28 protein-coding genes are annotated in these 26,415 nt (G+C 67.6%); 13 read left to right on the plus strand and 15 right to left on the minus strand.

Going from position 1 to position 26,415, the window contains the following annotated elements:
* Positions 1–55: 55 nt before the first annotated feature.
* Entirely contained in the window at positions 56–931 is an 876-nt protein-coding gene (locus tag ABIE19_RS06165; RefSeq protein ID WP_354088241.1) for a S1 family peptidase, read from the plus strand.
* Between the two features lie 162 nt (positions 932–1,093).
* Positions 1,094–1,942, plus strand: a complete 849-nt coding sequence (locus ABIE19_RS06170) for an AraC family transcriptional regulator (RefSeq protein WP_354088242.1) — start codon at positions 1,094–1,096, stop codon at positions 1,940–1,942.
* On the opposite strand, the gene ABIE19_RS06175 is transcribed toward ABIE19_RS06170, so the two are convergent.
* Entirely contained in the window at positions 1,939–3,084 is a 1,146-nt protein-coding gene (locus ABIE19_RS06175) for a helix-turn-helix transcriptional regulator (RefSeq protein ID WP_354088243.1), read from the minus strand. The two genes, ABIE19_RS06170 and ABIE19_RS06175, sit on opposite strands and share 4 nt — an antisense overlap.
* Positions 3,085–3,230: 146 nt before the next feature.
* Here ABIE19_RS06175 and ABIE19_RS06180 point away from each other — a divergent pair, with 146 nt between their 5' ends.
* Together ABIE19_RS06180 and ABIE19_RS06185 are read left to right on the plus strand one after the other, a co-directional pair.
* Positions 3,231–4,718: a hypothetical protein gene (locus ABIE19_RS06180; RefSeq protein ID WP_354088244.1), complete on the plus strand. Its 1,488-nt coding sequence runs from the start codon at positions 3,231–3,233 to the stop codon at positions 4,716–4,718.
* Between the two features lie 17 nt (positions 4,719–4,735).
* Complete coding sequence (locus tag ABIE19_RS06185) at positions 4,736–5,443, plus strand: YadA C-terminal domain-containing protein (RefSeq protein WP_354088245.1); 708 nt, start codon at positions 4,736–4,738, stop codon at positions 5,441–5,443.
* A gap of 83 nt (positions 5,444–5,526) precedes the next feature.
* Here the strand turns inward: ABIE19_RS06185 and ABIE19_RS06190 are convergent, their stop codons facing one another.
* Positions 5,527–5,649 carry a hypothetical protein gene (locus tag ABIE19_RS06190; protein WP_354088246.1) on the minus strand — a complete coding sequence of 41 codons (123 nt, stop codon included), beginning with the start codon at positions 5,647–5,649 and terminating at the stop codon, positions 5,527–5,529.
* 102 nt (positions 5,650–5,751) lie between these two features.
* On the opposite strand from ABIE19_RS06190, the gene ABIE19_RS06195 reads away from it, so the two are divergent.
* Positions 5,752–5,913, plus strand: a complete 162-nt coding sequence (locus ABIE19_RS06195) for a hypothetical protein (protein ID WP_354088247.1) — start codon at positions 5,752–5,754, stop codon at positions 5,911–5,913.
* A gap of 7 nt (positions 5,914–5,920) precedes the next feature.
* Here the strand turns inward: ABIE19_RS06195 and ABIE19_RS06200 are convergent, their stop codons facing one another.
* Positions 5,921–6,667, minus strand: coding sequence for an SDR family oxidoreductase (locus ABIE19_RS06200; protein WP_354088248.1), 747 nt, complete (start codon positions 6,665–6,667; stop codon positions 5,921–5,923).
* 108 nt (positions 6,668–6,775) lie between these two features.
* On the opposite strand from ABIE19_RS06200, the gene ABIE19_RS06205 reads away from it, so the two are divergent.
* On the plus strand, positions 6,776–7,672 hold the full coding sequence (locus ABIE19_RS06205) for an AraC family transcriptional regulator (protein ID WP_354088249.1): 897 nt from the start codon (positions 6,776–6,778) through the stop codon (positions 7,670–7,672).
* Between the two features lie 83 nt (positions 7,673–7,755).
* On the opposite strand, the gene ABIE19_RS06210 is transcribed toward ABIE19_RS06205, so the two are convergent.
* On the minus strand, positions 7,756–8,454 hold the full coding sequence (locus tag ABIE19_RS06210) for a pirin family protein (RefSeq protein WP_354088250.1): 699 nt from the start codon (positions 8,452–8,454) through the stop codon (positions 7,756–7,758).
* A 121-nt stretch (positions 8,455–8,575) separates the two neighbouring features.
* Here ABIE19_RS06210 and ABIE19_RS06215 point away from each other — a divergent pair, with 121 nt between their 5' ends.
* Both ABIE19_RS06215 and ABIE19_RS06220 read left to right on the plus strand, forming a co-directional pair.
* Entirely contained in the window at positions 8,576–9,496 is a 921-nt protein-coding gene (locus tag ABIE19_RS06215) for a LysR family transcriptional regulator (RefSeq protein WP_354088251.1), read from the plus strand.
* A gap of 260 nt (positions 9,497–9,756) precedes the next feature.
* Positions 9,757–10,821, plus strand: a complete 1,065-nt coding sequence (locus ABIE19_RS06220) for a M23 family metallopeptidase (protein ID WP_354088252.1) — start codon at positions 9,757–9,759, stop codon at positions 10,819–10,821.
* Positions 10,822–10,823: 2 nt separating this feature from the next.
* Here ABIE19_RS06220 and leuD read toward each other — a convergent pair whose 3' ends face one another.
* Genes leuD through ABIE19_RS06235 form a run of 3 tightly spaced genes read right to left on the minus strand, consistent with a single transcriptional unit; the run spans position 10,824 to position 13,995 of the window.
* Entirely contained in the window at positions 10,824–11,435 is a 612-nt protein-coding gene (gene leuD / locus ABIE19_RS06225) for a 3-isopropylmalate dehydratase small subunit (RefSeq protein ID WP_354088253.1), read from the minus strand.
* Complete coding sequence (locus ABIE19_RS06230) at positions 11,435–12,835, minus strand: 3-isopropylmalate dehydratase large subunit (RefSeq protein ID WP_354088254.1); 1,401 nt, start codon at positions 12,833–12,835, stop codon at positions 11,435–11,437. The genes leuD and ABIE19_RS06230 overlap by 1 nt, the downstream gene beginning before the upstream one ends.
* Entirely contained in the window at positions 12,832–13,995 is a 1,164-nt protein-coding gene (locus tag ABIE19_RS06235; protein ID WP_354088255.1) for a CaiB/BaiF CoA transferase family protein, read from the minus strand. The genes ABIE19_RS06230 and ABIE19_RS06235 overlap by 4 nt, the downstream gene beginning before the upstream one ends.
* A gap of 125 nt (positions 13,996–14,120) precedes the next feature.
* On the opposite strand from ABIE19_RS06235, the gene ABIE19_RS06240 reads away from it, so the two are divergent.
* From ABIE19_RS06240 to ABIE19_RS06250, 3 genes are read left to right on the plus strand one after another with little or no spacing between them, the layout of a single operon-like run.
* Positions 14,121–15,050 carry a hydroxymethylglutaryl-CoA lyase gene (locus ABIE19_RS06240; RefSeq protein ID WP_354088256.1) on the plus strand — a complete coding sequence of 310 codons (930 nt, stop codon included), beginning with the start codon at positions 14,121–14,123 and terminating at the stop codon, positions 15,048–15,050.
* The gene (locus ABIE19_RS06245; protein ID WP_354088257.1) at positions 15,051–15,956 is read left to right on the plus strand and encodes a polysaccharide deacetylase family protein; all 906 of its coding nucleotides are present in this window, start codon (positions 15,051–15,053) and stop codon (positions 15,954–15,956) included. It abuts the gene before it with no gap.
* Positions 15,953–16,873: a polysaccharide deacetylase family protein gene (locus ABIE19_RS06250; protein ID WP_354088258.1), complete on the plus strand. Its 921-nt coding sequence runs from the start codon at positions 15,953–15,955 to the stop codon at positions 16,871–16,873. Before ABIE19_RS06245 ends, ABIE19_RS06250 begins: the two co-directional genes overlap by 4 nt.
* 80 nt (positions 16,874–16,953) lie before the next feature.
* Here ABIE19_RS06250 and ABIE19_RS06255 read toward each other — a convergent pair whose 3' ends face one another.
* The 5 genes from ABIE19_RS06255 to ABIE19_RS06275 are packed head-to-tail and all read right to left on the minus strand — an operon-like array spanning position 16,954 to position 21,458.
* Entirely contained in the window at positions 16,954–17,274 is a 321-nt protein-coding gene (locus ABIE19_RS06255) for a 2Fe-2S iron-sulfur cluster-binding protein (protein ID WP_354088259.1), read from the minus strand.
* Between the two features lie 15 nt (positions 17,275–17,289).
* On the minus strand, positions 17,290–18,531 hold the full coding sequence (locus ABIE19_RS06260) for an NAD(P)/FAD-dependent oxidoreductase (RefSeq protein ID WP_354088260.1): 1,242 nt from the start codon (positions 18,529–18,531) through the stop codon (positions 17,290–17,292).
* 5 nt (positions 18,532–18,536) lie between these two features.
* Positions 18,537–19,265, minus strand: coding sequence for an SDR family NAD(P)-dependent oxidoreductase (locus ABIE19_RS06265; protein WP_354088261.1), 729 nt, complete (start codon positions 19,263–19,265; stop codon positions 18,537–18,539).
* Positions 19,262–19,975 carry an iron-containing redox enzyme family protein gene (locus ABIE19_RS06270; RefSeq protein WP_354088262.1) on the minus strand — a complete coding sequence of 238 codons (714 nt, stop codon included), beginning with the start codon at positions 19,973–19,975 and terminating at the stop codon, positions 19,262–19,264. Before ABIE19_RS06270 ends, ABIE19_RS06265 begins: the two co-directional genes overlap by 4 nt.
* Positions 19,976–20,012: 37 nt before the next feature.
* Positions 20,013–21,458 carry an aldehyde dehydrogenase family protein gene (locus tag ABIE19_RS06275; RefSeq protein ID WP_354088263.1) on the minus strand — a complete coding sequence of 482 codons (1,446 nt, stop codon included), beginning with the start codon at positions 21,456–21,458 and terminating at the stop codon, positions 20,013–20,015.
* Between the two features lie 292 nt (positions 21,459–21,750).
* Here ABIE19_RS06275 and ABIE19_RS06280 point away from each other — a divergent pair, with 292 nt between their 5' ends.
* On the plus strand, positions 21,751–22,536 hold the full coding sequence (locus tag ABIE19_RS06280) for a GntR family transcriptional regulator (protein WP_354088264.1): 786 nt from the start codon (positions 21,751–21,753) through the stop codon (positions 22,534–22,536).
* A 4-nt stretch (positions 22,537–22,540) separates the two neighbouring features.
* Here ABIE19_RS06280 and ABIE19_RS06285 read toward each other — a convergent pair whose 3' ends face one another.
* From ABIE19_RS06285 to ABIE19_RS06295, 3 genes are read right to left on the minus strand one after another with little or no spacing between them, the layout of a single operon-like run.
* Positions 22,541–22,903, minus strand: coding sequence for a hypothetical protein (locus ABIE19_RS06285; protein WP_354088265.1), 363 nt, complete (start codon positions 22,901–22,903; stop codon positions 22,541–22,543).
* Positions 22,900–24,036 carry a class I SAM-dependent methyltransferase gene (locus tag ABIE19_RS06290; RefSeq protein ID WP_354088266.1) on the minus strand — a complete coding sequence of 379 codons (1,137 nt, stop codon included), beginning with the start codon at positions 24,034–24,036 and terminating at the stop codon, positions 22,900–22,902. Before ABIE19_RS06290 ends, ABIE19_RS06285 begins: the two co-directional genes overlap by 4 nt.
* Entirely contained in the window at positions 24,033–25,226 is a 1,194-nt protein-coding gene (locus ABIE19_RS06295; RefSeq protein ID WP_354088267.1) for a Rieske 2Fe-2S domain-containing protein, read from the minus strand. Before ABIE19_RS06295 ends, ABIE19_RS06290 begins: the two co-directional genes overlap by 4 nt.
* 94 nt (positions 25,227–25,320) lie before the next feature.
* Between ABIE19_RS06295 and ABIE19_RS06300 the strand changes: the two genes are divergently transcribed.
* A complete protein-coding gene (locus tag ABIE19_RS06300; protein ID WP_354088268.1) occupies positions 25,321–26,388 on the plus strand; it encodes a nitrilase-related carbon-nitrogen hydrolase in 1,068 nt (355 codons plus the stop codon).
* The last annotated feature ends 27 nt before the right edge of the window (positions 26,389–26,415 follow it).

Consider the following 26,415-nt stretch of genomic DNA (forward strand, 5'->3'; position numbering starts at 1 on the left):
ACCTTACAAACGCCCCGGAAGGGATGTCGCGATCCTGGTCTTCGGAGGGGCGTTGATGCAGCGGGAGGCCGGTTTGAGGGGAAGCGGATCAGGCGGTCGCAGCACGACGATCCTTGGCGCTGTCGGGGGCGCTGTCGGGCTGATTCTCGCCTTGATCGGGGCGACGCCCGCCGGCGCGATCGTCATCCGCCACGACGTCGCGGACGGCCGCTATCGAGTGGCCGACAGCTACTTGCCCGCGCTTGTCGATCTGCCGGTTGAAGGGCATGGCGTCCTGATCGCCGACCAGTGGGTCGTTACAGCCGCCCACGCCTTGACCTGGAGGCATGAGAAGCTTTCAAGCGTCGTGATCAACGGGCGTAGCCACGCCGTGGCCGACGTCATCTTGCACCCCGGGGCGCGTGATCCGGACGCTTTCCTGCTGCGAGGCGACGCGGCTCCGTTGATGGCGTTCCAACTACAGAGGGCGGACATCGCTCTGATCCGATTGGCGGAGCCGGTGCGGGACGTGAAGCCCGTGCGCCTCTATCGCGGTCAGGGGGAGCGCGGCGAGATCGTGGAGATCATCGGCCGTGGCGCGAGCGGCGCCGGCGTCGCCGGACAGCCTGGCGATGCGCCGCATCGAGGGCCGCTTCGTCGCGCGCAGAACCGGATCGCCAGCGCTGACGGCGCCTGGCTGACCTACGTTTTCGATCAGGGGCGAGGGGCGCTACCGCTCGAGGGCATGCTGGGCAACGGCGACAGCGGCGGGCCGGTCCTGATCCGTCAGGGGCGGGAGTGGCGGTTGGCCGGACTGGCGTCCTGGCAATGGTGGGACGGCGATCTCGCCGATTTCCAGGGCGGCGTTTACGGCCGAACCAGCTATCAGGTCCGCATCTCCCATTTCGCGGACTGGATCGATACGACGATGCGCCGACAGCAGAGCGAGTGAGGACCGGCCCGAGGCCTTTGTCGAGCGACTGGAAGACTGGTTCGACGTCGTTGCGAACGGGAGTCCCAGCGTCTGAAGCTGACGAGACGGGTCGCCTATCGCAGGATTTGTCGGCTCGAGACGTGCCAGGCTCCGCATGATTTCAACGTCAGGAAGAGCCGGATGATCAACCAAGTTCCGTACCGCGACCGTCTCGATCGCGTCCTGGACCATATCCACGCCCATCTGGAAGACGACCTGTCCTTCGACCGACTGGCCGAGGTCGCCTGTCTGTCGCCTTATCATTGGAGCCGGATCTATTCGGCTATGCGGGGGGAGACCGTCGTGGCGACGATCCGCCGCCTGCGGCTTCAGCGCGCGGCGGAGCGCCTGTCCAATACGGACCTCGACATTGCCGCGGTCGCGTCGCGCGCCGGTTACGGCTCCGCCGATGCGTTCAGGCGGGCGTTCAAGGAGGCGTTCGATCTGAGCCCGGCGGCTTATCGTGCGCAAGGTTCGCATGCGGCGTTCAAGGCGGCCTGCGCCGCCGCAGACGCGCGGGCCTTCCCCGTGACCATCGAGACCATCCCGGCCCAGCGTTGTGTAGGGATGGATCATGTCGGGTCCTATATGGGGATCGACCACGCCATGGGACGGCTTTTCGGGGAACTGGCCGCGCGCGGCGTCCTGCCCGCCCAGCCGGCGATGAAGGCCGTGTTCTTCGACGACCCGGACCTGGGTCCCGAAGAGGCGTTGCGTTCGCGCGCCTGTCTGCCGGTCGCGGATGAGGCGATGATTGACGCTCCCTTGGTGGAAACGGTCCTGCGCGGCGGCGTCTACGCCAGGCTGGCCTATACCGGCCCCTACGCCGACATGCGCGGGGCCTATCGCTGGCTTCTGGGCGTCTGGTTGCCGGCGTCGGGGTACGAGCCCGACGATGCGCCCATTTTCGAGGCCTATCTCAACGATCCGAGCTCGACGCCGCAGAACGAATTGCGCACCGACATCCACCTGCCGCTCGTCGTGCTCTAGCCGGCGACGGGGATCGACAGCGTGGCCGCCATCTGGACGACCTCCGCCTGGCGGCGCACGCCGGTCTTGTCGAAGACCCGGAGCAGATGCGTTTTTACTGTGCTGTTCTCGACCCCGAGCGCGACGGCGATCTGAGCGAGGGTTCGGCCATCCGCGACATGCTGGAACACGCGGGCTTCGCTAGGGGTCAATCCAAACAGTTCGCTGATGATCTCGGTCGGCCCGACGAAAGGCGCCAGGGAGCGGGCGACGAAGACCGCCGCCAGCGCGCCGGATCGGCGCAAGGCGTCGTTCGGAGCCAGGGGCAGGACGTGGAGGGCGCCGACTTCGCCGTCGTTCAGGCGCATGGGGATGCCCAATCCCTTGCGCCCCAGCGAGGTTCGGCCGTCCGTGGCCTGGGTGATGGCGGCGGCCAGGGCGCGGTCGGAACCGATGTCGCTGAGCGACAACAGCCCATCGCGCAGACGGAAGGGTTCCGTTCCATCCAGCAAGCGACGCGCCGCCGCATTGGCGTGAGCCAGCCGCATGCCGCTTCCCACAAGCAGGATCGGAACGGACAGGACGTCGAACAGGGCGGCGAAGTTCGATTGCTGGATCGCCGCGATGTCGAGCAGTCGATTGATGGTCGCGGCGCGCTGAAGGTGGGGGGCGAGCAGCGTCATGATCGCCAATTCACGATCGCCATAGGGGCCATGCTTCTCCAGGCGGCCGAAACCCAGGACGCCGAAGGCCTGTGAATCGCGCGCCAGCCAGACGCCCATGACGTCGCACAGGCCCTGGGGTCTGGCCCATTCGATAGAGAAACGCGCCGTGTCCAGAAGGCCGATATCCGGCGTCGTCCGCACGAGCGTCATCGGGAGATGCAGCGGCAGGCGGCTCAGCCGCTCGATCCCGCCCCACAGTTCCAGGGCCTCTCCCGCGTAGTTCAGCATGGTGTCGCAATAGGGCGCGGGGATATTGGTCATGATGTTGAGAACGCTGCGGGCGTCCGGCACCGTGACCAGGTCGAGCGTGGCGCTGGCGCCGTCGATCTCGATCCGGATCGCCTCGAGCGCCGCTGACCAGCGCGATACGTCTATCGCGCTGTCGTAGATCAGTCCGATCAACGTCGACAGGCGTTCGGCTGAAATACAATCGGTCATTGGGATCCTGAACAACACCGTCGCATACCCACGGTAGTCTTTCCGCCCGTTGCGGCAAAGGCGCCTCCACCAAATGGTGGACGCCGCCGTCGAGCGCCCCGCGCAGCATCCCTTCATCGACCCTTGGTGGGAGCGGGAGCGAATAGATGAACACCATGACCAACAGCCTTGTCGGCGCGCCGACGACCCTGCGGCGCGGCGGCCTGAGAGCCGTTCTGATCGCAGGAGCGTCCTGTCTCGCGCTCGCCGTGATCGGTGCGCCGGAGCAGGCTTCGGCGCAGGACGCCTTCTGCCGGGATACGAACGGAAACCTCATCCTTCCGGCCCCGAGTACGGACCAGGGCGTGGAGGAGGGAACGGCCAACACGACCTGCAGCGCCGGGGCGACGGCCATCGGGGCGTTCAACAACGCCAGCGGGGTGGCCAGCACGACCGTCGGACGGTCGAACGTCGCGCTCGGCTACGCCGGCTCCGCCTTCGGCTATTTCAACACCGCAGCGGGGTCCGGGAGCAGCGCCTTTGGGAACGGCAACCAGGCTCTCGGCGTGAAATCCAGCGCGTTCGGATACTATTCCAGGACCGGCTCGCTCGCTGAGGGGGCCTTGGCCGTCGGCGGTTGGCTGGATCGCAACGGCGACGGCGTGGTCGATGCGAACGAGCAGACGGTCGCGGAGGGGGAAGGATCGGCCGCCTTGGGCGTCACGGTCCAGGCCCTGGGCCGGACCAGCTTCGCGGCGGGCGTCGGCGGCTATGCGGACGGGGCCAGCAGCACGTCGGTCGGCGTGGGCAACAACATCCGGACCCTGGGCGGCGTGAGGATTCTCGGCGGAGAGAAGAGCAGCGCGATCGGCTATTTCAACACGGCCTCCGGTGAAGAGAGCGCGGCGGTCGGGGCGTCGAACAACGCAAGCGAGTATCGGGCGAGCGCCTTGGGCGCAGGCAACGCCGCCTCGGGGACGGACGCCACGGCCGTCGGCAGCATGAACAGGGCGACGGAGACCGGAGCCAGCGCCTTCGGCTTCAACAACGGGGCGCTCGGCACGCAAAGCCTGGCCATGGGCGCCCAGAACTGGGCTCGGGCCGAGCAGAGCGTGGCGATCGGTTTCAGATCCGAAGTCCTGACCGGCGCGATCGGCGGCCTGGCGATCGGCGGTTGGGTCGATGTCAATCTCGACGGCGTGGTCGACCCAGGCGAAACCACCCTCGTAGGCGCTCGCGGCGGCGTGGCGGTCGGAAACGGGGCCGTGGCGAACAGCCTCTACAGCGCGGCTTTCGGCGTCGGCGCGGTGGTTCAAGCGGGCGCGGATCGGGGCACGGCCGTCGGCGTCAACGCGGTCGTCACCGCCGAGGAGGGGACGGCCATCGGCTGGGGCGCGGTCGCCGACCGGGCGCACGCCGTCTCGGTCGGGGCCTCCGGCGCCGAGCACAACATCATCCATGTCGCCAACGCCGTGGCGGCGACGGATGCGGTGAACCTGCGGCAGATGGTGAACGCGGACAACTTCCTGGGTACGACCCTGGCGCAGATCATGGGCGGCGGGATGACCTATACCGGGTCCATCGGGTCCACGATCATCAACTATCCGTCCTTCACCATTCAGGGACCGGCTATTCCAACGTCGGGGGCGCGTTGACCGCGGTGGATACGCGATTGACCAGTCTGGCGGCCCAGATCGCCGCCATACCGGCCGGACCGCAAGGCCAGGTCGGACCGACGGGACCCCAGGGGCCCCAAGGTCCGCAAGGCCCGGGCAATCCTCTGGCGCCGGAGTATGACGACGCCACGCGGGATGTCCTGACCCTGGAAGGAGCGAGCGGCACCCGCGTGGCCAATGTCGCCGATGGAGTCGATCCGATGGACGCCGTCAATCGCCGCCAGATGGAAGCGGGCGACGCGGCGACCCTGGCGTCCGCCCAGACCCATGCCGACGCGGGCGATGCGGCGACCCTGGCCTCGGCCCGGGCGCACGCGGATGCTGGAGACGCCGTGGTCCGCGCCTATGCCGACGCCGGCGACGCCCGGACGCTCACCGCCGCCATGGCCTATACGGATCAGAAGCTGGCGGCGTTCGATGATCGGCTGACCGGCGTGGCCTCGCGGCTGGACGGGCAGGATCGCCGAATCGACCGCCTGGGCGCCATGAGCAGCGCCCAGTTGAACATGGCGATGAACGCCGCCGCGGCCATGCCGGGACGTGGACGCCTGGCGGTCGGACTCGGTTTCCAGAACGGCGAGGAGGCGCTTTCCGTCGGCTATGGTCGGCGTTTCGGCAATGGGGTGTCGATCTCTGTCGGCGGCGCCTTCGGCCGGAACAACGAGAGCTCCGGCGGCGTCGGCATCGGGTTCGACCTTTTCTAAGGCAGGCTGAATCTTGATGAAGTCGGGGCCGTGCTCTGCGCGGCCCCGATCGTTCCTTTTTGCCCAGGAGGCGTGTCGAGTCTTCAGGCTCGAGTCTTCATCCACTCCCAGACACGCCGTGCAAGCGCGGCGACGCTGTCGGGGGCGTCGCCGGAGATCGCCTGACGATAGTCTCCGGCGGGCAGGCCGTAGTATCGGATCTTCACCTCGCATTTCATGTACGGGATCGATGCCGACGGCGGAGCGAGGATCGAGCGCTTGACCGAGGCGGCGCCTCTTTCGGCGCGGTGCGTTCGGGGCCAAACTGGATGAATGGAATCATCGCGGGAAAGGTCGGCTTCATGGCCCAGTTCGGCGGCCTGACAGGCTTCGAGGTCTTCGTGGGCAAGGGGCGTCATGCGCGCCGCCTGCAGCCGCAGCGCAAGGACTGGCTGCTGTGGCTGTTCATGGCGTGGATGCGGCGGACCTAGTTTCCGGTCAGCCTGCCCGGAGGGCCAACTCGACGGCGTCGGGACCTGCTGGGAAGCGCAGATGGTCGCCGGGTTCGTGGACGGCGGCCCAGACGGCCTCGGCCACGTCGGACGGGGCGGTGGTCAGGGGCGGCGCAGCGAAGGCGGCGATGATCGGAGCCGCGAAGTCGGCGTAGGCCGGGTGGATGGCCTCTTCCAGCCTGATGTCCGAGTTGGCGGTGAAGCGGGTGGTCGGACCGTAGCCGGGCTGGACCAGGCGCACGTGAAGGCCGAAGGCGCCCAACTCATGGGCCAGGGAGCCGGTGAAGCCTTCCACTGCCGTCTTGCTGGCCGTGTAGATGGAGGCCAGGGGCATGGCGGCGATGGCTACGCTGGAGGTCACGTTGACGATGGTCCCTGCGCCGCGTCGACGGAACTGGGGAAGGACCGCCTGGCAGACGGCCATGACGCCGAAGGTGTTGGTCTCGAAGATCTCTCGCGCCTTGGTCAGGGAGGCCCCTTCCAGGGTGCCGACCAGGCCGATCCCGGCATTGTTGACCAGGACGTCGATCGGTCCGGCTTCATCGATGGCGGCGGCGATGCTGTCGGGACGGGTGACGTCCATGGCCACGACGCGAATCCGGGGGGATCGGGGCAGGACGTCGTCGCGCGGCGTGCGCATGGCGGCGACGACGTTCCAGCCCATGGCGTGGAAGTGTCGAGCCGTCTCCAGGCCGTAGCCGCTGGAGCAGCCGGTGATCAGAATGGTCTTCATGAGAGCCTCCTGGGCGTTTCGATGAAGCCAGGATAGGCGCTGGCGTCAGGATGATCTGCGGCTTGAAGTCCAGGAAATATTCGCCATAGTCCGGATGTGGTCGATCCCTTGTCAGACGTCATCCGCCTGTTGCGTCCGCGCGCGGTCTTCACCAAGGGCATCAGCGGGGCGGGCGCATGGGCCGTGCGCTATTCCGATTTCGGCGATCCCAGCTTCTGCGCGGTGACGGAGGGACGGTGCAGGCTGTCGGTCGACGGCCAGGCGCCGATCATTCTGGAGCAGGGGGATTTCGTCCTCTTGCCCGCCACGCCCGGCTTCACCATGAGCGGCTTCGAGCCGGCGACGCCGCGGCTGATCGATCCGCGTGCCGCCACGGCCCCGACAGAGGAGGTTCGCCACGGCGACCCCGAGGCGCCGGCCGAGGTGCGGATGCTGGGGGGCTATTTTCTGTTCGACTCGCCGGACGCGGCCCTGCTGGTCGCCCTCTTGCCGGCACTGGTTCACGTCCGAGGCGTCGAACGGCTGACGACTCTGGTGCGGATGCTGGGCGAAGAGGCCGAGGACGAACGGACGGGCCAGAGCCTGGTGATGTTCCGTCTGATCGAAATCCTGCTGGTCGAGGCGCTGCGGTCCCTGCCGGGGGAGGGCGCGGCGCCGGGCCTGTTGCGCGGGCTGGCGGACCGGCGCATCGCCGCAGCCATGAGGCGCATGCACGGCGCGCCGGCCCAGGCCTGGACGGTGTCGCAACTGGCGCAGGAGGCGGGGATGTCGCGCTCCGCCTTCTTCGACCGCTTCACCCGCGCGGTCGGCCTGGCGCCGATGGAGTATCTGCTGACTTGGCGGATGGCGGTCGCCAAGCGTTTGTTGCGGCGACGCGAGGCCTCGATCGACGCCGTGGCCGAACAGGTCGGCTACGGATCGGCCAGCACCTTCAGCACCGCCTTCCGGCGTCACGTGGGCGAGCCGCCCGGACGATACGCCCGAGCGGCCCTTGTAGGCGCATAGGAGCCGAGCCGCTGCCTGATCGAACGATCAAACATCGGAAATGTCTGGTCGGTCGGAGGCGTGTCTTCAGCTTTCGATGAAGGTCAGGCGGCGTCGACGAGGACGATCTCGCTGTCGGACAGGGCGGTGACGACCAGGGTCTCGACGTCGCGAACGGCCAGGCCGTCACGGGCGTTCCCACGCACCCCGTTGACCTCGATCGAGCCCTTGGCCGGCACCAGATAGGCGCGGCGCTGGGCGCCCAGGGGGTATTCGACCGTTTCGCCCGCCTTCAGCGTCGCGCCGACGACGCGGGCGTCAGTGCGGATCGGCAGGGCATCCGTGTCGTCCTCGAAGCCCGAGGCCAGAACCACGAACTGTCCGGCGCGCTCCCCCTTGGGGAAGGGCTTGGCGCCCCAACTGGCCTTTTCGCCACGACGGGTCGGCTCGATCCAGATCTGGAAGATGCGGGTCGTCTCGGATTCCAGGTTGAACTCGGAGTGGCGCACGCCGGTCCCCGCGCTCATGACCTGGACGTCGCCCGCCTCGGTGCGGCCCCGGTTGCCCAGGTTGTCCTCATGGGTGATGGCGCCGTCACGGACATAGGTGATGATCTCCATGTCCGAGTGGGGGTGGGGCGGGAAGCCCGTGCCGGCCTGGATTTCATCGTCGTTCCAAACCCGCAGCGAGCCCCAGCTCATGCGCTTGGGATCATAGTAGTTGGCGAAGGAGAAGTGATGCTTGGCGTTCAGCCAGCCGTGGTTTTCACCGCCGAGGGTGTCGAAGGGGCGCAGTTCGATCATGGTCTTGGTCCCGAATGTCTGTCAGAGGCCGAACCGTCCGGCGCTCTTGTATGAGGCCAAGATAGCGATCAGGCTGAACTCAGAAATAGAAACGAATGAAACTCATCGTTTCGGAGAAGTGATGTCGAAACTGCCCGATCTCGAGGCCCTGGCCATCTTCGCCAAGGTGGCTGAAACCCAGTCCTTTTCGGGCGCGGCCGACGCCCTGGCCCTGTCAAAGGCCACGGTGTCCAAGGCGGTGTCCCGGCTGGAGCAGAGGCTGGGAACGACCCTGCTGCACCGGACGTCGCGGCGTTTCTCGCTGACGGATTCCGGGCGTTCCCTCGCCGCACGCGCCGCTCAGATGGTGGCCGAGGCCGAGGCGGCGGAGGGAGAGGCCCTGGATCAGGCGGTTACGCCGCGGGGTCTGGTGCGCCTGGCCGCGCCCATGTCCTTCGGCATGGCCTATGTGGCACCGGCCCTGCCGGAGTTCCTCGCCCGGCACCCCGACGTGTCGGTGGATCTGCACCTGTCGGACGCGACGGTGGATTTGGTGGGAGAGGGCTTCGACTGCGCCCTGCGGATCGCGTCCCTGCCGGATTCGTCCATGACCGCGCGGCGGTTGCGGCCGGTGCAGCGGCATCTGGTGGCCTCGCCGGGCTATCTGGAGCAGCGCGGCCGACCGACCCACCCCGACGACCTCGCGCGGCACGCCTGCCTCGGCTACGCCTACCTGCCCAGCGGCGAGGCCTGGCGCCTGGTGCATGAGGAAAGCGGGCAGGAGGCGGTGGTGCGTCCGGTGGGGCCGCTGCGGGCCAACAACGCAGACGCCCTGACGGCCGCCCTCTGCGCAGGGCTCGGCCTCGCGGTCCAGCCGGACTTCATCTACTGGCGCGACGTGGCCGAAGGACGGCTGGAGACGGTCATGACGGACTGGGCCCTGCCGCCCATCTCCCTGCATCTGGTCGCACCGGGCGGCGGCCCCAGACCGGCGCGGGTCACGGCCCTGATGGACTATCTGGCCAAGCGCTTCTCGACTCCGCTGTGGCCCGGGCAGGGATGAGGAGACGCGACGGCGATCTTGAGGAGATGGCTTCTATCCTTCAGGATTTTGCTTTCTTTTGCGGTTTCCAAACGAGGGCATGAGCCATGGCACCTAGCACTAGGCGGTCCATTCTTATGGGAGCCGCGTTATTCTCGGGCGCTTCCTCTGTTGTTCGAGCCGATGAAGGGGCGCCGACGGGCGGCTACACCTGTCCGCCGTGCGGCTGTGTCGTGAGCGGAAGGCTGTTTTCGTCGCCGGGGACCTGTCCGGTTTGCGGCATGAAGCTTGTTCCTACGGCGATGGTTTCGAGTGAACCGGCGACGGACTTCCCTTCAGGGCAACTAGAGATGCGCGTGCCGGTTCCGCCTACGGCTGTGCCAAGCGACGGCCGCGAGTATCTTGTCTACGAATTGCACCTTCGCAACTTCGGACACAGACCTATGTCGTTAGGCCGGATGGAGGTCCTCGATCCCGTTTCAGATACGGTTGTTGCGAGCTTTGAAGGGGCAAGCCTGGAATCCATGATCAGCCCGGTCGGGCAGGATGCTCTGACGATCGGAGATGGGCTTATGCTTGGGAGCGGGCGGAGTTGCGTGGTCTTCATGCGCCTGGCCAGCAGCGGATCGGCTCCCTTGAAACTGCAACATCGTATGAGTTCGGGCGCCGTCACGATCACGGCTCCCATAATCGATGTCTTGCCGAAAGAGACGCTCAGACGGCTAGGTCCCCCGTTGAAAGGAGCCGATTGGGCGCCGACGCACAATGCGGGAGAGGACGCCCATCACCGTGTCGGCTTGCTCGCCATGGACGGGTCAGCCCGTATCGCCCGCCGCTATGCGATCGATTGGAAGAGGCAACGAGACGGCGCCTGGTTCGATGGCGACGAGACTGACGTGCGCGCCTATCACTGCTATGGTCAACCGGTGGTCGCGGTGGCGGATGCGATCGTGGTCATGGCGAACGACGGCTTTCCGGACAACAGGCCGCGAACCCGCGACGGTTTCACGCTTGCCGTGGAACTGACCCTGCAGTCGGTGGGCGGAAACGTCGTGACCCTGGACTTGGGGGACGGCCTGTTCGCCTCCTATGCGCATCTACAACCTGGAAGCGTGGAGGTTCGCGTCGGCGATCGGGTGCGGCGAGGGCAGGTGCTGGCCGCCATCGGGAACTCCGGCGACAGTCGCTGGCCGCATCTGCATTTCCAAGTAAGCGACGGCCCCGGCTTGCTCGGGTCAGAAGGGGTTCCTTATGTCATCGACGCCTATGGCGAAACGGTCGGGGATCGCAGGGATCAGCGACGCAATGAGATGCCGATGCGCGACGCGAGAATAGACTTCGCTTGACGTCAGTAGACCCAAGGCCGCTCGAGAGCGTCCTGCGCGCGCAGGGCGCGGATGCGGTCGGCCTGTTTCAGGGTCAGGGCGATGGCGTCCAGGCCTTCCAGAAGCATTTCGCGGGCTTCGGGGTCGATGACGAAGGTCCAGGTCGCGCCGTCGGGGCGGCGGATCTCACAGGCCGCCAGATCGACGGTAAGCGTAGGGTCCGCCGAGGAGACGGCTTCGGCGATCGCGGCGGCGGCTTCGGCCGGGACGACGGCGGGGACCATGCCGTTGAGGATGCAGTTGTTGCGGAAGATGGGATTGAAGGAGGGGGCGACGACGACGCGGAAACCGTACTCGGCCATGGCCCAGGCGGCGTGCTCGCGGCTGGAGCCGCAGCCGAAGTTGGCGCCGGCCACCAGGATGCGCGCCCCGGCGTAGGTCGGCTGGTTCAGGATGAAGGCCGGATCGGGATCGCGACCGCCCTGGGCCGTATAGCGCCAGCCGGCGAACAGGCCGTCGGCCAGACCGGTCTTGGACACGGACTTGATCTCACGCGAGGGGATGATGGCGTCGGTGTCGATATTGTCGCGCATCAGGGGCGCGGCTGTGGCCGTCAGGCGGGTGAAGGGCTGCATCAGAACGCCTTTCGCGGATCGGCTATGGCGCCGGCCAGGGCCGAGGCGGCGACGGTTTCCGGCGAAGCCAGGTGGGTGCGGGTCTCCGGTCCCTGGCGGCTTTCGAAATTGCGATTGGTCGAGCTGATGACCCGTTCGCGCGGGCCGAAGCTTTCGCCCCCGGCGTAGAAGCACATGGAGCAGCCGGATTCCCGCCATTCGAAGCCGGCGTCGAGGAAGACCTGATCCAGACCCTCGGCCTCCGCTTCACGGCGAACGCGGCTGGAGCCGGGAACGCAGATAGCCCGCACGCCGGGTGCGATCTTGCGGCCTTTGAGCACGGCGGCGGCGCGGCGCAGGTCGGACAGGCGGCTGTTGGTGCAGGAGCCGATGAAGGCGCCGGTGACGGGCAGGCCTTCCAGCGGTCGACCCGGCGTCAGGTCCATATAGGTCAGGGCGCGCGCGTGAGCCTCGGGCGTGTCCAGGCCGCCGTCTTCGAAGGCGGGGACGGCGCCGTCCAGGGGGACGACCTGCTGCGGACTGACGCCCCATGTCACCATGGGGGCGACGTCGGCGGCGTTCACCGACAGTTCCACGTCGAAGACGGCGTCGGGGTCGCTGGCCAGTTCGCTCCATTGCGCGACTGCCTGATCCCAGGTTTCGCCCGTCGGGGCGAAGGGGCGTCCGGCCAGGTAGTCGAACGTCGTCTGGTCCGGGGCGATGATGGCCGAGAAGGCGGCGAACTCGGTCGCCATGTTGCACAGGGTCAGGCGCGCCTCGACGTCCATGGCGCGGACGACTTCGCCCGCATATTCGACCACATGGCCCTTGCCGCCGCCGACGCCGAAGCGGCCCAGCAGGTGAAGGGCCAGGTCCTTGGCCGTCACGCCGGGCGACAGACGGCCGTCGATGGTGATGCGCATGGCGCGCGGCTTCTCGACGCGCAGGGTCGATGTGGCCAGGGCGTGCTCAGCCTGGGTCGAGCCTATGCCCCAGGCCAGGGCGCCGAGCGCGCCCTGTGAACAGGTGTGGCTGTCGGGGCAGACCAGGGTCAGGCCGGGCAGGACGATGCCCAGTTCGGGGGACATGACGTGGACGATGCCCTGGTTCGGGTCGCCCAGGTCGAACAGGCGGATTCCGGCCTCGGCGGCGGCCTGGCGCGTGGTGCGGATGAAGTCGGCGCCGGTCGGCATCAGGGTCTGGTCCGTCCGGCCCGGACGGGTGTCCACGATGTGGTCCATGACGGCGAAGGCCTGTTTCGGCGCGAAGACCGTGCGCCCGGCCGACAGCACGCTTTTCAGCGCCACGCCGCCCGTGCGCTCATGCAGCAGGACGCGGTCGACCAGCAGCAGGCCGGTCCTGGCGTCGATGTCGCTGACCAGATGGCGGTCCCAGATCTTGTCGAAGAGGGTGCGGCTCATCCGGCGAGGGCCGCCTGCGAGGCTTCGGCCAGGATGGCCGCCCGGTCGGCGTCGGGCCTCGGCACGTCGTGACGCAGGCCCAGACGGCGGCCGTCGAATTCCAGCGGCAGGGCGGGCAGGCGGGCGGAGGAGCCGTCGGACAGGGTGATCTCCACCATGCCGCCCTCGGCCAGGTGGGGGTCGTCGAACAGGTCCTGGGGCCGCGAGACGGGGGCGAAGGGCAGGCCGATGGCCTCCAGGCGGGTGACCAGTTCGGCGCGGGCATAGCCGGCGAACAGTTCGCGGACGCGCGGCAGGATGCGGTCGCGCGCCTTCACCCGGTCGTTGTTGGCCGCCAGCGAAGGATCGGCGCCCAGATCGTCCAGCCCCATGGCCTTGCAGAAGGCGACCCACTGGCTGTCGCTGACCACGCCGACGAACAACTGTTCATTCTCTTGCGCGGTCTCGAACACGTCATAGACGGCCCAGGCCGAGATGCGGGCGGGCATGGGATTGGGGGCGACGCCGGTCACGGCCTGTTGGGCCATATGCTGTCCGACCAGGAAGGCGGTGGTTTCGAACAGTGAGCATTTGATCTCCGCGCCCTTGCCCGTGGCGTGGCGCTGGTTCAGCGCGGCCAGGATGCCGATCACCCCGAACATGCCGCCGGTGATGTCGACGACGCTGGTCCCGGCGCGCAAGGGCTTGCCCGGAGGTCCGGTCATATAGGCCAGGCCGCCCATCATCTGGGTGACTTCATCCAGGGCCGTGCGGTTCTGATAGGGGCCGGTCAGGAAGCCCTTGGCCGAGCAGTAGATCAGGCCGGGGTTGGTTTCGGCGAAGTCGTTCGGCCCCAGGCCCAGGCGTTCGAGGGCGCCCGGACGGAAGTTCTCGATCAGGACGTCGGCGTCCTCGACCAGACGACGGGCGCTGGCCAGGTCGTCGGGCGACTTTAGGTTCAGGCAGATGCTGCGCTTGTTGCGGTTGAACATGGGGAAATAGCCCGCGCCCGAGCCCAGCAGATTGCGGGTGTGGTCGCCGCCCTCGGGCTCGATCTTGATCACCTCCGCGCCCAGGTCGCCCAGAATCACCCCGATGGAGGGCCCCATCACCATGTGGGTGAATTCGACGATCTTGAGCCCGGCCAGAGGGCCGACAGAGGCGGGGTTTGGGGCGGTCATGCGTGCTCAATCCTCGAAACCGACTGCGGGCGGCGCGGAGATTTGCAGTCTTCGCGCTCGACAGAACCCTATAATGGTTATAGAGGCATAACAATAGATCAAAGCAAGAGGCGTGAACGAGACAGATGGACGTCCTGGTCAGCGAAGTGGGGCCGCGTGACGGCTTGCAGAGCATTCGCCGCATCATGCCGCTGGAGGCGAAGAAGGCCTGGATCGCCGCAGAAGCGGCCGCTGGTGTCCGTGAGATCGAGGTGGGCAGCTTCGTTCCCGCCAGCGTCCTGCCGCAACTGGCCGACACGGCCGAGGTGGTCGCCTTCGCCAAGACGATCCCGGGCCTGGAGGTTGCGGTCCTGGTTCCCAACGCACGTGGAGCCGAAGCGGCGATTCGCGCCGGAGCGGACAAGCTGACCCTGCCGCTGTCGGTGTCGGAGACTCACAGCCTGGCCAACCTGCGGCGCACCCATGTTCAGGTCCTGGACGAGGCGAAGCGCATCGCCGACATGATCCGCGACCTGCCGGAGGGCGAGCGGCCGCATTTCGAGGGCTCCCTGTCCACCGTCTTCGGCTGCACGCTCGAAGGCGCGATCCCTGACGCCCAGGTGGCGCGTCTGGCCGAGTCGCTGATGGCGGCGGGGTGCGACGAGGTGGGTCTGTCGGACACGACCGGCTATGCCGATCCGTCGGCGGTCAAACGTCTGATCGCCCTGGTGCGCGGCGTCGTGGGGGAGAAGGGGCTGACCGGAATCCATCTGCACAACACGCGGGGGCTGGGCCTGGCCAATGTTCTGGCGGCGCTGGAGTCGGGTCTGACCACGGTCGACAGCTCGCTGGGCGGCATCGGAGGCTGTCCCTTCGCGCCCGGCGCCAGCGGCAATATCGTCACCGAGGACCTGGTCTTCATGCTCCAGGCCATGGGGCTGAAGACCGGCATCGACCTTGAGGCCCTGCTGAAGGTGCGGTCCATACTGGAGGAAGCCTTGCCGGGCGAGCCGCTGTACGGCTTCACGCCGGATGCGGGCTTGCCGCTCAACTTCGTTCCCGAGGAGGTCCGCTGAATGTCCGAGGCTGTTGCAAGACCCGCCGGCGATCCCGGCCTCTATGACTTCTCGCCCTATCGGAACCGGCCCAGGATCGTCTGGCCGGGCGGCAAGACGGTGGCCGTCTGGGTGGCGCCGAACCTCGAGTATTACGAGATCGATCCGCCCGCGAACCCCTTCCGCAAGAGCTGGACCAAGCCGCATCCGGACGTGGTCGGATACGGGCATCGCGACCACTCCAACCGCGTGTCGCACTGGCGCATGGCCGAGGCGATGAGCCGTCACGGCTTCCCCGGTTCGGTCTCGCTGTCGATCGCCCTGTGTCAGCACCATCCGGAGGTGGTCGCCGACGCCAACGAACGCGGCTGGGAGTTTTTCAGCCACGGCATCTACAACACGCGCTACAGCTACGGCATGGACGAGGCGCAGGAGCGCCGGATCATCGAGGATTCGATCCGCACCGTCCGCGACGCCACCGACCAGACCATCCGCGGCTGGCTGGCCCCGGCCCTGACGCACACGCCGCGCACCCTGGATCTGATCGCCGAATACGGCCTGGACTATACCTGCGACCTCTATCATGACGATCAGGTGCAGCCGGTGAAGACCAGGGCCGGGCGGCTGGCCTCCATCCCCTACAGCCTGGAGGTCAACGACCACTACGGCTTTTTCGTCTACAACATGTCGCCGCGCGAATACGCCGACGCCCTGATCCGCCAGTACGAGCGGCTGGCCGTCGAGGGCGAAAAATCGGGCACGGTCATGTGCATTCCGCTGCACGCCTATCTGATCGGCCAGCCGCACCGGATCGCCGCCTTCGAGGGGGTGCTGGAGCATATCGCGGCGGACGGCCGCGCCTGGATCAGCCGCGCGGGCGACATCGTCGACGCCTGGCGCGTACAACAGACGGGAGACGCGGCATGAGCCTGGACGCCGCCTATCTGGAATATCCGCACCGCAAGCGCGGCTACGACCACGATCTTTATCCCTGGACCATGCTGCACGAACGCAAGCCGGTCGCTTGGCCCGACGGCAAGAGCGTCGCCGTCTGGGTCTGCATCGATCTGGAGTGGTTCCCGATCACGCCGGAGGACAAGCCCTTCCGCGCGCCGGGGCATATGCAGACGCCCTATCCGGACTATCGCCACTATACGTCGCGCGAGTACGGGACGCGGGTCGGCTTCTATCGCCTGCTGGACGCCCTGGCCAAGGCCGGGGTCAAGGCCTCGGTCGCGGCCAACTCGGCCGTCGCAGAGCGCTATCCCGAGGTGATCGCGGACATCATGGCGGCGGGGCATGAGATCATCGCCCACTCCACCGACATGAACGGGACTATCGCCACCGGTCTGGACGAGGCGGACGAGAAGGCCCTGATCGACGGCGCCTTGGGCGTGCTGGAGCGGGTTTCCGGCGTGCGTCCGCGCGGCTGGCTGTCCATCGCCCGTTCGCAGAGCTGGAACACCGTGCGGCTGCTGAAGGAGGCCGGGGTCGACTACTGCTGCGACTGGGTCAACGACGAACTGCCTTGGCGCTTCAACAACGGCCTGATCAACCTGGCGCTGAACCACGAGCTGTCGGACCGGCAGATCATCACCGTCCAGCAGCAGTCGGCCGACAGCTATGTCCAGCAGATGAAGGACGCCTTCGACTGGCTGGCGCGGGAAGCGAAGCAGACGGGCGGAGGACGGATGCTGCCGCTGAACGTCACGCCCTACATCCTGGGTCTGCCTTATCGGATCGACGCCTTTGAGCGGTTGCTGCTGGACCTGGCCGGCCGGCCGGAGGCCTGGTTCGCGCGCGGGGATCAGATCATCGACGCCTGGGTCGACAGCGGCGCCTGACGCCGCCTGTCGCCCCCAACGCCCAGGCGTCGTGAACCGGCCCGGTCCTCCACACGGATCGGGCCGGACTGCTTTTGGGGCTATCCCTGGCTTTCGGGCAGGCGGACCAGCAGACCGTTCAGGGGCTCGGACGCCTTGATCTGACAGGACAGGCGGCTGTTGGGCTGAACGCCCTCGGCGAAGTCCAGCATGGACTCCTCCATGGCCGATGGGCCGCCGGTCTTCTCCAGCCAATCGGGATCGACGTAGACGTGGCAGGTGGCGCAGGCGCAGGCGCCGCCGCAGTCGGCGTCGATGCCGGGGATGTTGTTGCGCACCGCCCCTTCCATGACCGACTGCCCCGGCTTGAGCTCGACGGAATGGGCGACGCCGTCGTGGGTGAGGTAGGTGACCTGGATCATGGGGGATGCTCGACTTCAGGCCGCGACGGCCTTCATGGAATGGTCGGGGTCGGCCAGCCGCTCTGCGACGACGGCGGCCTGGGCGCCGATCAGGGCGCGGGCGCCCATGAAGGCGGCGGGCGAGTTGACGGCCTCCACCGCCAGGATGCGGTCGCCCTTCAGGTGGAAGATGGCGAAGGCGCCGCTGGACGGGTCGCCGCGCGTCACCTGTCGGTCGGCGCCGTGGGGCAGGCCGGCAATCTGCAGCTTCAGGTCATACTGATCGGACCAGAACCAGGGCGTTTCGGGCGATGGGGCGGGACGGCCCAGGATCGCGGCGGCGGCCTGCTTGGCCTGTTCCAGGGCGCTGGGAACGCTTTCCAGCCGGGCGTGGAGATCATGGTGGGGCAGGGGACGGCGCGTGACGTCGCCTATGGCGAAGACGGCGGGGTCGTCGGTGCGGGCCTGGCTGTCCACGATCACGCCGTCGGCGCAGGCCATGCCGCAGGCCCGGGCCAGGTCGTCGTTGGGCAGGGCGCCGACCCCGATCAGCACGGCGTCGCAGGCGAGGCGGCGACCGTCCGACAGAAGCACGGCCTCGACCTTTCCGTCGCCCTCGACGGCGGCCAGTTCGACGCCGGTCAGGATCTCGACCCCTTCCGCCGTGTGGCGTGCATGGAAGAAACGAGACAGGGGTTCGGAAGCGACCCTGGCGAGCAGGCGTGTCTCGCGCTCGATCAGAACCACGTCGACGCCCAGGGCGCGGGCGGAGGCGGCGGCCTCCAGCCCCACATAGCCGCCGCCGACCACAACCAGGCGTCGGCCGGGGATCAGGGCTTGCTTCAAGGCTTCCGCATCGGCCGCCGTGCGCAGGGACAGGACGCCGGGCAGGCTGGCGCCGGGAACAGCCAGGGACCGCGCCCGCGCGCCCATGGCCAGGATCAGCCGATCGTAGGGAAGTCGCTGGCCGTCGGTCGTCACGACCGTCCGGGCGGCGCGGTCAATGGCCGTGACGCCCGTATCGACCATCAGATCGACGTGGTTCTCGGCATACCAGGACAGGGGTTTCAGCAGCAGGTCGTCGGCCTCGACCTCGCCCTTGAGCCAGGCCTTGCTGAGCGGCGGGCGTTGATAGGGGGGCAGAGGCTCATGGCCGACCAGGGCGATCGGTCCTTGATGGCCGTATTGGCGCAGGAAGCCGGCCACGGCGCCGCCCGCATGTCCAGCGCCGATCACGACGATCCGGTCATCGACGGCGGAGGCGGGGACGCTGGTCATGGCGATCAATCCAGAATGAGGCCGCCCGACAGGTTCAACGTCGTTCCGGTGATGGAGCGGGCGTGGTCCGAGAGCAGGAAGGCGACGGCGGCGGCGACCTCGTCCGCCTCGATCAGTTCGCCGGTCAGCAGGGAGGCCTTCAGGTCGCGCAGGGCCTCGGGCGACAGGCGGTCGAGCATGGGGGTGCAGACAGGGCCGGGGGCCACGACGTTGACCCGCACCTGAGGCGACCAGGCCTTGGCCAGGTGGCGGCCCAGGTTGGCGACGCCGGCCTTGGCCGCCGCATAGGCCGCGCCGGACAGGGCCGACCCGCCGTTGGCGCCGTTGGTGGAGCCCAGCAGGACCACGGCCCCCTTCGAGGCGTGCAGCGGCGCGTGCAGGGCGCGGGTCAGCAGGAAGGCGGAGGTCAGATTGGCGTCCATGACGGCGCGCCAGTCGGACAGGGCCATGTCTTCCAGAGGTCCGCCGCCGACGATCCCGGCCGCATGGACGAAGGCGTCGATGCGGCCGTGGGCCTCCAACGCCTGGATTACGGCCGTTTCGACGGCCGCTTCATCCGTCACGTCGCAGGTCAGGACCGTGACGCCGTCAAGCGCCGGAGACGACGCCCGGTCCAGGGCGACGACCGTCCCCCCGGCGGCGAGCCAGCGCGCCATGACGGCCCGCCCGACGCCGCCCCAGGCCCCGCTGAGCAGCAGAACCCTTCCAGCGGCGTCGAGCAGGTTCAGGGTCACGCGGCCTGGCTCGTTTCCAGCGAGGCCTGGATTTCCGACAGCATGTCGTAGCGCAGCCCGGCCGAACCGCGCACGGCCTGGACGGCCATCTTCTGGCGGTCCGGCGTGTCGGAGAAGCGGTGGCAGAGCTGAAGCCCGACCTCGGCGTGCTCGTCGTCGTTCTCGACGTGGACGTGGAAGAATTCCAACTCGTCGTCGGTGAAGCCCAGCTTCTCCATGGCCGAGATATAGCCCGGATAGAGGGTCGGCAACTGGCCTTCCAGGGCGACCATGATGCCCGCGCAGGCCTCGTTGATCGGGCGAAGGGTGGCCAGTTCCCAGATCCAGGCGCGCATGGCGCGCGTGCCGGGCAGGATGTCGCCGCGGATCTCGGCGCCGGTGACGTCCTCGTCGGTCAGGCCGCAGGCGCGGGCGAACTTCAGCAGCAGGCGCGGGTGCGACTTCTCGGGCTCGTGCGGGGGCTCCTCGCCGGCCAGGTTCTCCATCAGCATCTCGCGGCCCTGGGGATCGGGCATGCGGGCGTAGAGGGCGGCGAACTGCTGGGGGATGGCCGAGATGTAGTAGTAGTGCTGGACGGCCCACTGACCCAGTTGTTCACGCGTCAGGCCGCCCGAGGACCAGGCCTGGCTGAACGGGTGCTTGCCGGAGCCGCGAGGACGGCGCGCGTCCTCCAACTCGGCGTAGAAGGCGACTTCTTTCAACATCGGCATGGTCTTCATCTCCTGGTGGAATGGGGTTGCGGCGACGTCAGGCCCGGCTCGGCGCGCGGGATTCCTCCAGCACGTCGAGCGGCGCGGGGACGCCGGATTGCATGATCAGGGCCTTGCGGCGCAGGAAGCGGTTGATGGAGGCTGGTCCCATGCGCGATCCGCCCATGCCGGACAGGCCGAATGAGTTCTTTTCCGGCTCATAGGTCAGGATGGTCAGGGCGCAGTCGTTGACCGACATGCCGCCGGCGTTGATCCGTTCGGCGACCGGCAAGGCTTCTTCGACGGTCCCGGCGATGACGGCGCCCGACAGGCCGAAGGTCGTGTCGTTGGCCAGGGCGACGGCTTCGTCCGCCGTGTCGAAGGCCATGACCGGCAGGACGGGGCCGAAAGTTTCCTCGCGCATGATCTCCATGTCGTGGGTCACGTCGGCCAGGACCGTGGCGGGGCACCAGCGACCGCCGCCGTCCGTGCGGATTTCTCCCCCGGTCAGGACGCGCGCGCCCTTGGCCACGGCGTCCTTCAACTGACGCTCGATGATGCCGGCCTGCGGGGCGTGGATCAGCGGGCCCAGGTGGCCGCTGTGGATGTCGGGCCAGTTCAGCGTCAGTCGCGAGGCCTTGTCGGCCAGCTTGTCGAGGAAGGCGTCGTGGATCGCGCGCTGGACGTAGACGCGCTCGATCGACAGGCAGGCCTGACCGCTGTTGGACAGGCCGCCACGCAGGACGGCGTCCACGGCCTGATCCAGGTCGGCGCTTTCCAGGATGACGACGGGGTCCTTGCCGCCCAGTTCCAGGGAGGCGGGGATGAAGCGGCGGGCGGCGGCCTCGGCGACCTTGCGGCCGGTGGCGACCGAGCCGGTGAAGCAGACCAGGTCGACCTGATCGATCAGGGCCTGGCCGACGGCACCGTCGCCCAGGACGAAGGCCAGGACGGACTTCAGTTCCGGCACGGCATCCAGGGTTTCCAGCAGGGGAGCGACGAAGCGGGGCGTGACCTCGGACGGCTTGATCAGGGCGGCGGAGCCAGCGGCGAGGGCCGGAACGGCGTCGATCAGGCTGAGCGTCACCGGGAAGTTCCACGGCGAGATGAAGCCCGACAGCGGATAGGGGACGGACTGGTTCTGGTATCGGACCGTGGGGATCAGAGCCGAAGCCTTTTCCGGCCCGCGCATGTCGTCGCCCAGCATTTCCGGCGCCAGGGCGGCCCAGCGGCGCAGGTTGCGGACAGCCCCGTCCACCTCGGTCTCCGACAGGAACCAGCGGCCGGTGTCCTGGGCCAGGGCGGCGATGATCGGCAGGCGATGGGCGGCGACGGCGTCGGCCCAGCGCGACAGGGCGGCGACGCGGCCTTGGACGCCCAGAGCCAGCCATTCCGGTTGCGCGCGGCGCAGGGCGGCTGCGACGTCGGCCACGTCCTGGGCGCTCGCGGCGGCGAACTCATAGTCGCGCTCGCCCGTCCGGGGATTGACGGCCGCCATCTTCATCGCGCCCTCTCCTGATCTGTCTGATTAAGATGTCATATCGTTATGACAATAGGGCTTGAGATGCAAGTGATAATCCCGAACACGGCGAAGAAGGCGTCCGCCGTGGGACTTCATCGCCCAGATCGCCGTCCGTGCGCGGAAGATACGCTGTGACAGCTAGGGGCGAGCGGATGATTCATCCCTGTTTCCCAAGGTCTAGCCAAGCCCTATGACGTTAGGACATCATAACCAACGCGACCGAATCGTACCGGACGCTTTGTTGAACCCGACAAGCAAGCGGCCAGGAGACCCCATGCGGCCTCATCCCCCGATCACCATCGACCCCAATGTCCGGTCGCCCCGCTACGCGCAGGTCTATGCGGTGTTGCGCGACTGGATCCTGCAGGGGGTCTATGCCCACGGCGAGCGCCTGCCGTCGGAAAGCGAGCTGTCCGATCTGTTTTCCGTGTCCCGCATCACCATCCGCTCGGCGGTCGAGATGCTGGAAAAGGAAGGCATGGTCGAGCGCATCCAGGGACGCGGCACCTTCGTCAGCGGCCAGGCCGCGGATGCGCCGAACCGGGGCGACCTGTCGGAACTGGTTCGGCGTCTGCGGACCCTGGATGGGCGCTCCAAGCTGGGCGACCTGGTGATCCGCACCGAGAGCGCCGACGACCAGGTGGTGCGCGACCTGCAGCTGGACGGTCCGGAAGACGTGGTCCACGCCTCCTACATCCGTCTGCGCGACGGCGAGGCTATCGGGGTGACGGACATCTATGTGCCCGCGCGCCTGAACGTGGAGATCACGCCCGAGGACCTGCACGCGCCGTCGCCGACCCTGCTGGAATCCAAGGGGATCGCCATCCTGGGCGCGCATCAGCTGATCGGCGCCACCCTGGCCGACAGCCAGTTGTCCAGCAAGCTGGACGTGCCGGTCGGGTCGCCCCTGGTCCGTCTGAGCCTGCTGGTGATGGATGCGGACAATCGTCCGGTGGAGCTGTTGCTGGCCCATTATCGGGCGGACAAGTACACGCACCACGTCTTCCTGGCTTCACGGGCGACGGCCGCGCCGCCGCCCGCTTCGCCAAAGCCGCGCTGAGGGGTCAGGCGCGCTCGGGCTCCTTGGCGACCATGGCGAGGATGTCGTCATAGGCCATGTCGTCGGTCGTCTGGGCCCGCTCGAAGTCGGCCTGGATGATGCGCAGGACGCGGCCGACGAAGGCTTGGCGGCGTCTGGCGCGGGCCTCGGCTTCGGCCGGTTCGGGCTGGTAGGCTTCGACGTCGGCGGCGCTGAAGGGCGCGTCGCGACCCGCCACCTGGGTCAGATTGTCGAGCTTGTCGTGCAGGGTGCTGACCTCGGCCGCCAGGGCGATGATCATGGTCAGCAGACGTTCGTGGTCGGCGTTCTCCAGGGAGAAGGGGCGGCCGCCCTTCGACGCCTTGGGCAGGGGAGGGATCGAGGTCATGCGGCGGCTCCTGCGGATTTCCGGGCGCCGTAACCCAGCCAGGCGCCGCGCAGCGAAGTGTGTGTCCGCAGCGGTTCCTCGAAGATGTCGCTCGGATCGAAGCCGGCGCGGACGGCGGGATCGATCAGATCCATTTCGCCCAGGGTGGACCAGAAGGGTTCGTTGTTGTGGGCGGCGTCCCAGTTGGACAGGAACTGGTCGAAGGGGTCGGTGCGGCGCACAGGCACCTCGACGTGCAGCATGACCCCGCCGGGCTTCAGCAGGCGGAAGCACTCGGCCACGATGGCCTCCAGGCCCGCGCGCGAGGTTTCGTGCAGCAGGATATGCGACACGATCAGATCGAAGTGGCCGTCGGGGTAGGGGGCGTGCTCGGCGTTCCCCTGACGGAAGTGCACCGCCTTCCCCAGGGCTTCGGCGCGGGCGTGGCCGTAGCGCAGCGAGGGCGCCGACAGGTCCAGGGCGTGAACCTCCGCCCCCGGGAAGCCGTCGCAATAGGGCAGGGTCGATAGACCGACGGTGCAGCCCAGATCCAGAACCCGCTCGACCTTCAGATCGGGGAAGCGATTCTGGACATAGGCGACGCCGGCCAGCCCCTTTTCCTCGTTCAGGGCGCCGTGCTTGCCCATGGAGAAGACGAAGGAGCCCAGGTCGCTGCGGGCGCCGGACCAGACGTCGTCTTCAGTGCGCTCGATGAAATAGGAGCCCGGCACGCAGTGGATGTCGACTTCGCCCTGATAGGCGGGCAGGGGTTCGTTCAGGCCCAGTTGCAGGGAGCCCTTCGTCTCGCCGCCGGTGATCCTGCGGAAGCGTTCGATCAGTTCCTCGTGCTGGCGTTCGCAGACGGTCGAGGTGACGTCGACATAGAATTCCTGCTGGGCGCGGCCGAGGGCGCTCCACCAGCGATAGGCGGTGTCGTCCTCCATGGCGTCGGCGGCTTCGCGCCAGACCTGCGGGCGGCGTCCATGGGTTTCGGCCCAGGCGGGAGCGGCCTTCTTCTCATAGATGACCGGCAGGGTCTCGCGCATAGGGCCGCGCAGGACGCCTTTCAGGGCCATGGCGAAGTCCAGCCGCGCCTGTTCCTCGAAGTCGGGCATGGGCGACATGGCGTGGGGCAGGGGGCGGGGCGAACTCATGCCGCGGCGACTCCTTCGTTCAGGGGCTGCCCGGCCTCTTCGGCCAGGGTCCGCCAGATGTCGTCCTTGGTGCGCGGGCGCGTGGTGGGGACGGCCTCGTGCGCCCAGCCGGTCGGATCCTGGCGGCGGGCGGGGCTGGGAATGACATAGACCTTGTGGTCCCAGGTCTTCTCGACCTGTTCGTGGTCGATCAGCCAGCCGGCGTCGATCATCCGCAGCACCATGTGGCGGAAGTTGCTTTCCATCTCGTCCGACTTGACCAGGACCTCCTCGCGGAAGCTGGTCGGGCCGATGGCGGGGCGGACGTGGCGGATGACGGCGATGTCTTCGTTGATGGCGTTGCGGCGGCCCGTCAGGCGTTCTTCGTCATGCTCGGGCTCGATGGCGTAGTTGCGGGCCTGCAGGCCGAACTGGCGCGTGTTCCGGGCGTCGATCGGGGTCGAGGCCGAGAAGGTGACCTGGCTCATGCCCGGGCGGAAGGTCGGATTGATCCGGTGGCAGACGCCCAGGATGGAGAACTCCAGTTCGACCGAGGTCTTTTCGCGTTCCTCGGACAGCAGGGCGCCCAGGACGCCGGATTTCTGCGCCGCCTTGGGAGCGGGACGTTCGCGTTTTACGCGGGCGCCGAAGGCCGTGCGTTCCAGCGGGGCGTCCACCGCCTTGGGATTGATGCGGCTGCCGAAGGTGGCGTGGACGAAGGAGAGGTGGGCCGTGTCGAGGGAGTTCTCCTCGAACTTCTGCCAGTTGGCGTCGGCTTCGAAGACCATGCGCGTGGTGCGCCAGGCGTCGGTCTGATGATATTCCGGCAGCAGATCGGGCAGGGGCGGGCGCAACTCTTCCGGGAGGTCGCCCAGGAAGACCCAGACCAGGTCGTATTTTTCGGCCGTGGGATAGGAATCGATCTTGGCGCGGCGCGGGATCGGGGCGTCGTCGCCCATGGACGGAATCTTGGCGCAGGCGCCCTTGGGGTCGAACTGCCAGCCGTGGAAGGGGCAGGCGACCTTGCCGTCCACGCACTGGCCCCGCGACAGGGAGGCGCCCCGGTGGACGCAGACGTCCGACAGGCAGACCACGCCGCCGTCTTCCAGTCGATAAAGAACGAAGTCGAAGCCGAGCATGCGCACGCCCATCGGCTTTCCGACCTCGACGGCGTCGGAGGTGGCGGCGACGTACCAGTTGTTGATCAGCATGGAAAATCGACCCTAAGACATCATATTATTATGATGATATTGCATTAGGGCGCGCCCGGCAATATCAAGGTCCGGGATTTTAAGGGAGGGTTGAATGTCCGACGCAACGTCGTTCGTACGCCATGACGGCGGCTATGAGGTCGTGCCGCTGAGGCGCGACAAGGTGGCCATAGGCGTGGTGCAGACCCCTGTCCGCGCGGTGGACGCCGACAACCCCGAGCCGGGAATCAAGGAGAACCTGGCCTATCTGCTGAACGCCATCGACAAGGCGCAGCAGACCGGCGGCCGGTGCGACCTGCTGTGCTTCCACGAGTTTCCGCTGCACGGCTTCGCGCCCTGGGATCTGAAGCAGTATCTGCGGGTCTCGCGCCATCCGGACGGACCGGAGATCGCCGCCATCGGCGCCAAGGCCAAGCAGTACGGCTGCTATATCGCCCTGGGCTGCCAGATGCTGGACGACGACTGGCCCGGCCACACCATGAACACCCAGCTATTGATTGGGCCGGACGGGAACCTGATCGCGCGCCACTGGAAGCAGCGGAACATGCGCGGCATGGCGCCGGGCGGCGAACAGTTCACCACCACCATCTACGACGTCTACGACCGCTATGTGGAGATGTATGGCCTGGATCGGGTGATCCCGGTCGAGCGCACCGACATCGGCAACATCTCCATGTCCTCGGTCCAGTTCGAGCCCGAGCTGTTCCGCTGCATGGCGCTGAAGGGGGCGGAACTGATCCTGCGCACCGCCACGGGCGGGTGCGAATGGGACGATATGCGCCTGACGGCCTATCACAACGGCACCTTCGTCACGAGCGTGAACAACTCGATCGATGTGGAGCGCACCAACCCCTATTACTTCGTCGAGCAGGCGCCGAAGAACAACTGGGTCGGCCGGTCGTCCATCTTCGGTCCGCGCGGGGTCGTCCTGGCCGAGGCGGGCATCTTCGAGACCAAGCGGCGCGCCCTGATCGACATGGCGGAATATCGCAAGGCGCACCGCATCCCCGACGTGCACTTCTCGCTCTATCGTCATGTTTATGAAGACTATCGTGAGCGTCACGATCCCAATCTGTGGCTGGATCACGTGCCCAACACCAAGGCCGAGGCCGCGGCCTATCTGAAGGACAAGGTGCGCTGGACCAGCTACTGGCAGGGTTGAGGCGCGCTTGAGGCGAGGGCGCGTCCG

It is taken from the genome of Brevundimonas faecalis (assembly GCF_040549405.1).
Classification (GTDB): Bacteria; Pseudomonadota; Alphaproteobacteria; order Caulobacterales; family Caulobacteraceae; genus Brevundimonas; species Brevundimonas faecalis.

What these genes read in the sequence shown, in the direction of transcription:
- ABIE19_RS06215 (WP_354088251.1), top strand. Translation starts at nt 8,576, where the DNA reads ATGTCGAAACTGCCCGATCTCGAGGCCCTGGCCATCTTCGCCAAGGTG.
- ABIE19_RS06255 (WP_354088259.1), bottom strand. Translation starts at nt 17,274, where the DNA reads ATGATCCAGGTCACCTACCTCACCCACGACGGCGTCGCCCATTCCGTC.
- leuD (WP_354088253.1), bottom strand. Translation starts at nt 11,435, where the DNA reads ATGCAGCCCTTCACCCGCCTGACGGCCACAGCCGCGCCCCTGATGCGC.
- ABIE19_RS06285 (WP_354088265.1), bottom strand. Translation starts at nt 22,903, where the DNA reads ATGACCTCGATCCCTCCCCTGCCCAAGGCGTCGAAGGGCGGCCGCCCC.
- ABIE19_RS06280 (WP_354088264.1), top strand. Translation starts at nt 21,751, where the DNA reads ATGCGGCCTCATCCCCCGATCACCATCGACCCCAATGTCCGGTCGCCC.
- ABIE19_RS06220 (WP_354088252.1), top strand. Translation starts at nt 9,757, where the DNA reads ATGAAGCTTGTTCCTACGGCGATGGTTTCGAGTGAACCGGCGACGGAC.
- ABIE19_RS06240 (WP_354088256.1), top strand. Translation starts at nt 14,121, where the DNA reads ATGGACGTCCTGGTCAGCGAAGTGGGGCCGCGTGACGGCTTGCAGAGC.
- ABIE19_RS06170 (WP_354088242.1), top strand. Translation starts at nt 1,094, where the DNA reads ATGATCAACCAAGTTCCGTACCGCGACCGTCTCGATCGCGTCCTGGAC.
- ABIE19_RS06180 (WP_354088244.1), top strand. Translation starts at nt 3,231, where the DNA reads ATGAACACCATGACCAACAGCCTTGTCGGCGCGCCGACGACCCTGCGG.
- ABIE19_RS06230 (WP_354088254.1), bottom strand. Translation starts at nt 12,835, where the DNA reads ATGAGCCGCACCCTCTTCGACAAGATCTGGGACCGCCATCTGGTCAGC.
- ABIE19_RS06210 (WP_354088250.1), bottom strand. Translation starts at nt 8,454, where the DNA reads ATGATCGAACTGCGCCCCTTCGACACCCTCGGCGGTGAAAACCACGGC.
- ABIE19_RS06175 (WP_354088243.1), bottom strand. Translation starts at nt 3,084, where the DNA reads ATGACCGATTGTATTTCAGCCGAACGCCTGTCGACGTTGATCGGACTG.
- ABIE19_RS06270 (WP_354088262.1), bottom strand. Translation starts at nt 19,975, where the DNA reads ATGCCGATGTTGAAAGAAGTCGCCTTCTACGCCGAGTTGGAGGACGCG.
- ABIE19_RS06245 (WP_354088257.1), top strand. Translation starts at nt 15,051, where the DNA reads ATGTCCGAGGCTGTTGCAAGACCCGCCGGCGATCCCGGCCTCTATGAC.
- ABIE19_RS06200 (WP_354088248.1), bottom strand. Translation starts at nt 6,667, where the DNA reads ATGAAGACCATTCTGATCACCGGCTGCTCCAGCGGCTACGGCCTGGAG.
- ABIE19_RS06260 (WP_354088260.1), bottom strand. Translation starts at nt 18,531, where the DNA reads ATGACCAGCGTCCCCGCCTCCGCCGTCGATGACCGGATCGTCGTGATC.
- ABIE19_RS06165 (WP_354088241.1), top strand. Translation starts at nt 56, where the DNA reads ATGCAGCGGGAGGCCGGTTTGAGGGGAAGCGGATCAGGCGGTCGCAGC.
- ABIE19_RS06300 (WP_354088268.1), top strand. Translation starts at nt 25,321, where the DNA reads ATGTCCGACGCAACGTCGTTCGTACGCCATGACGGCGGCTATGAGGTC.
- ABIE19_RS06195 (WP_354088247.1), top strand. Translation starts at nt 5,752, where the DNA reads ATGAATGGAATCATCGCGGGAAAGGTCGGCTTCATGGCCCAGTTCGGC.
- ABIE19_RS06275 (WP_354088263.1), bottom strand. Translation starts at nt 21,458, where the DNA reads ATGAAGATGGCGGCCGTCAATCCCCGGACGGGCGAGCGCGACTATGAG.
- ABIE19_RS06290 (WP_354088266.1), bottom strand. Translation starts at nt 24,036, where the DNA reads ATGAGTTCGCCCCGCCCCCTGCCCCACGCCATGTCGCCCATGCCCGAC.
- ABIE19_RS06295 (WP_354088267.1), bottom strand. Translation starts at nt 25,226, where the DNA reads ATGCTGATCAACAACTGGTACGTCGCCGCCACCTCCGACGCCGTCGAG.
- ABIE19_RS06250 (WP_354088258.1), top strand. Translation starts at nt 15,953, where the DNA reads ATGAGCCTGGACGCCGCCTATCTGGAATATCCGCACCGCAAGCGCGGC.
- ABIE19_RS06235 (WP_354088255.1), bottom strand. Translation starts at nt 13,995, where the DNA reads ATGACCGCCCCAAACCCCGCCTCTGTCGGCCCTCTGGCCGGGCTCAAG.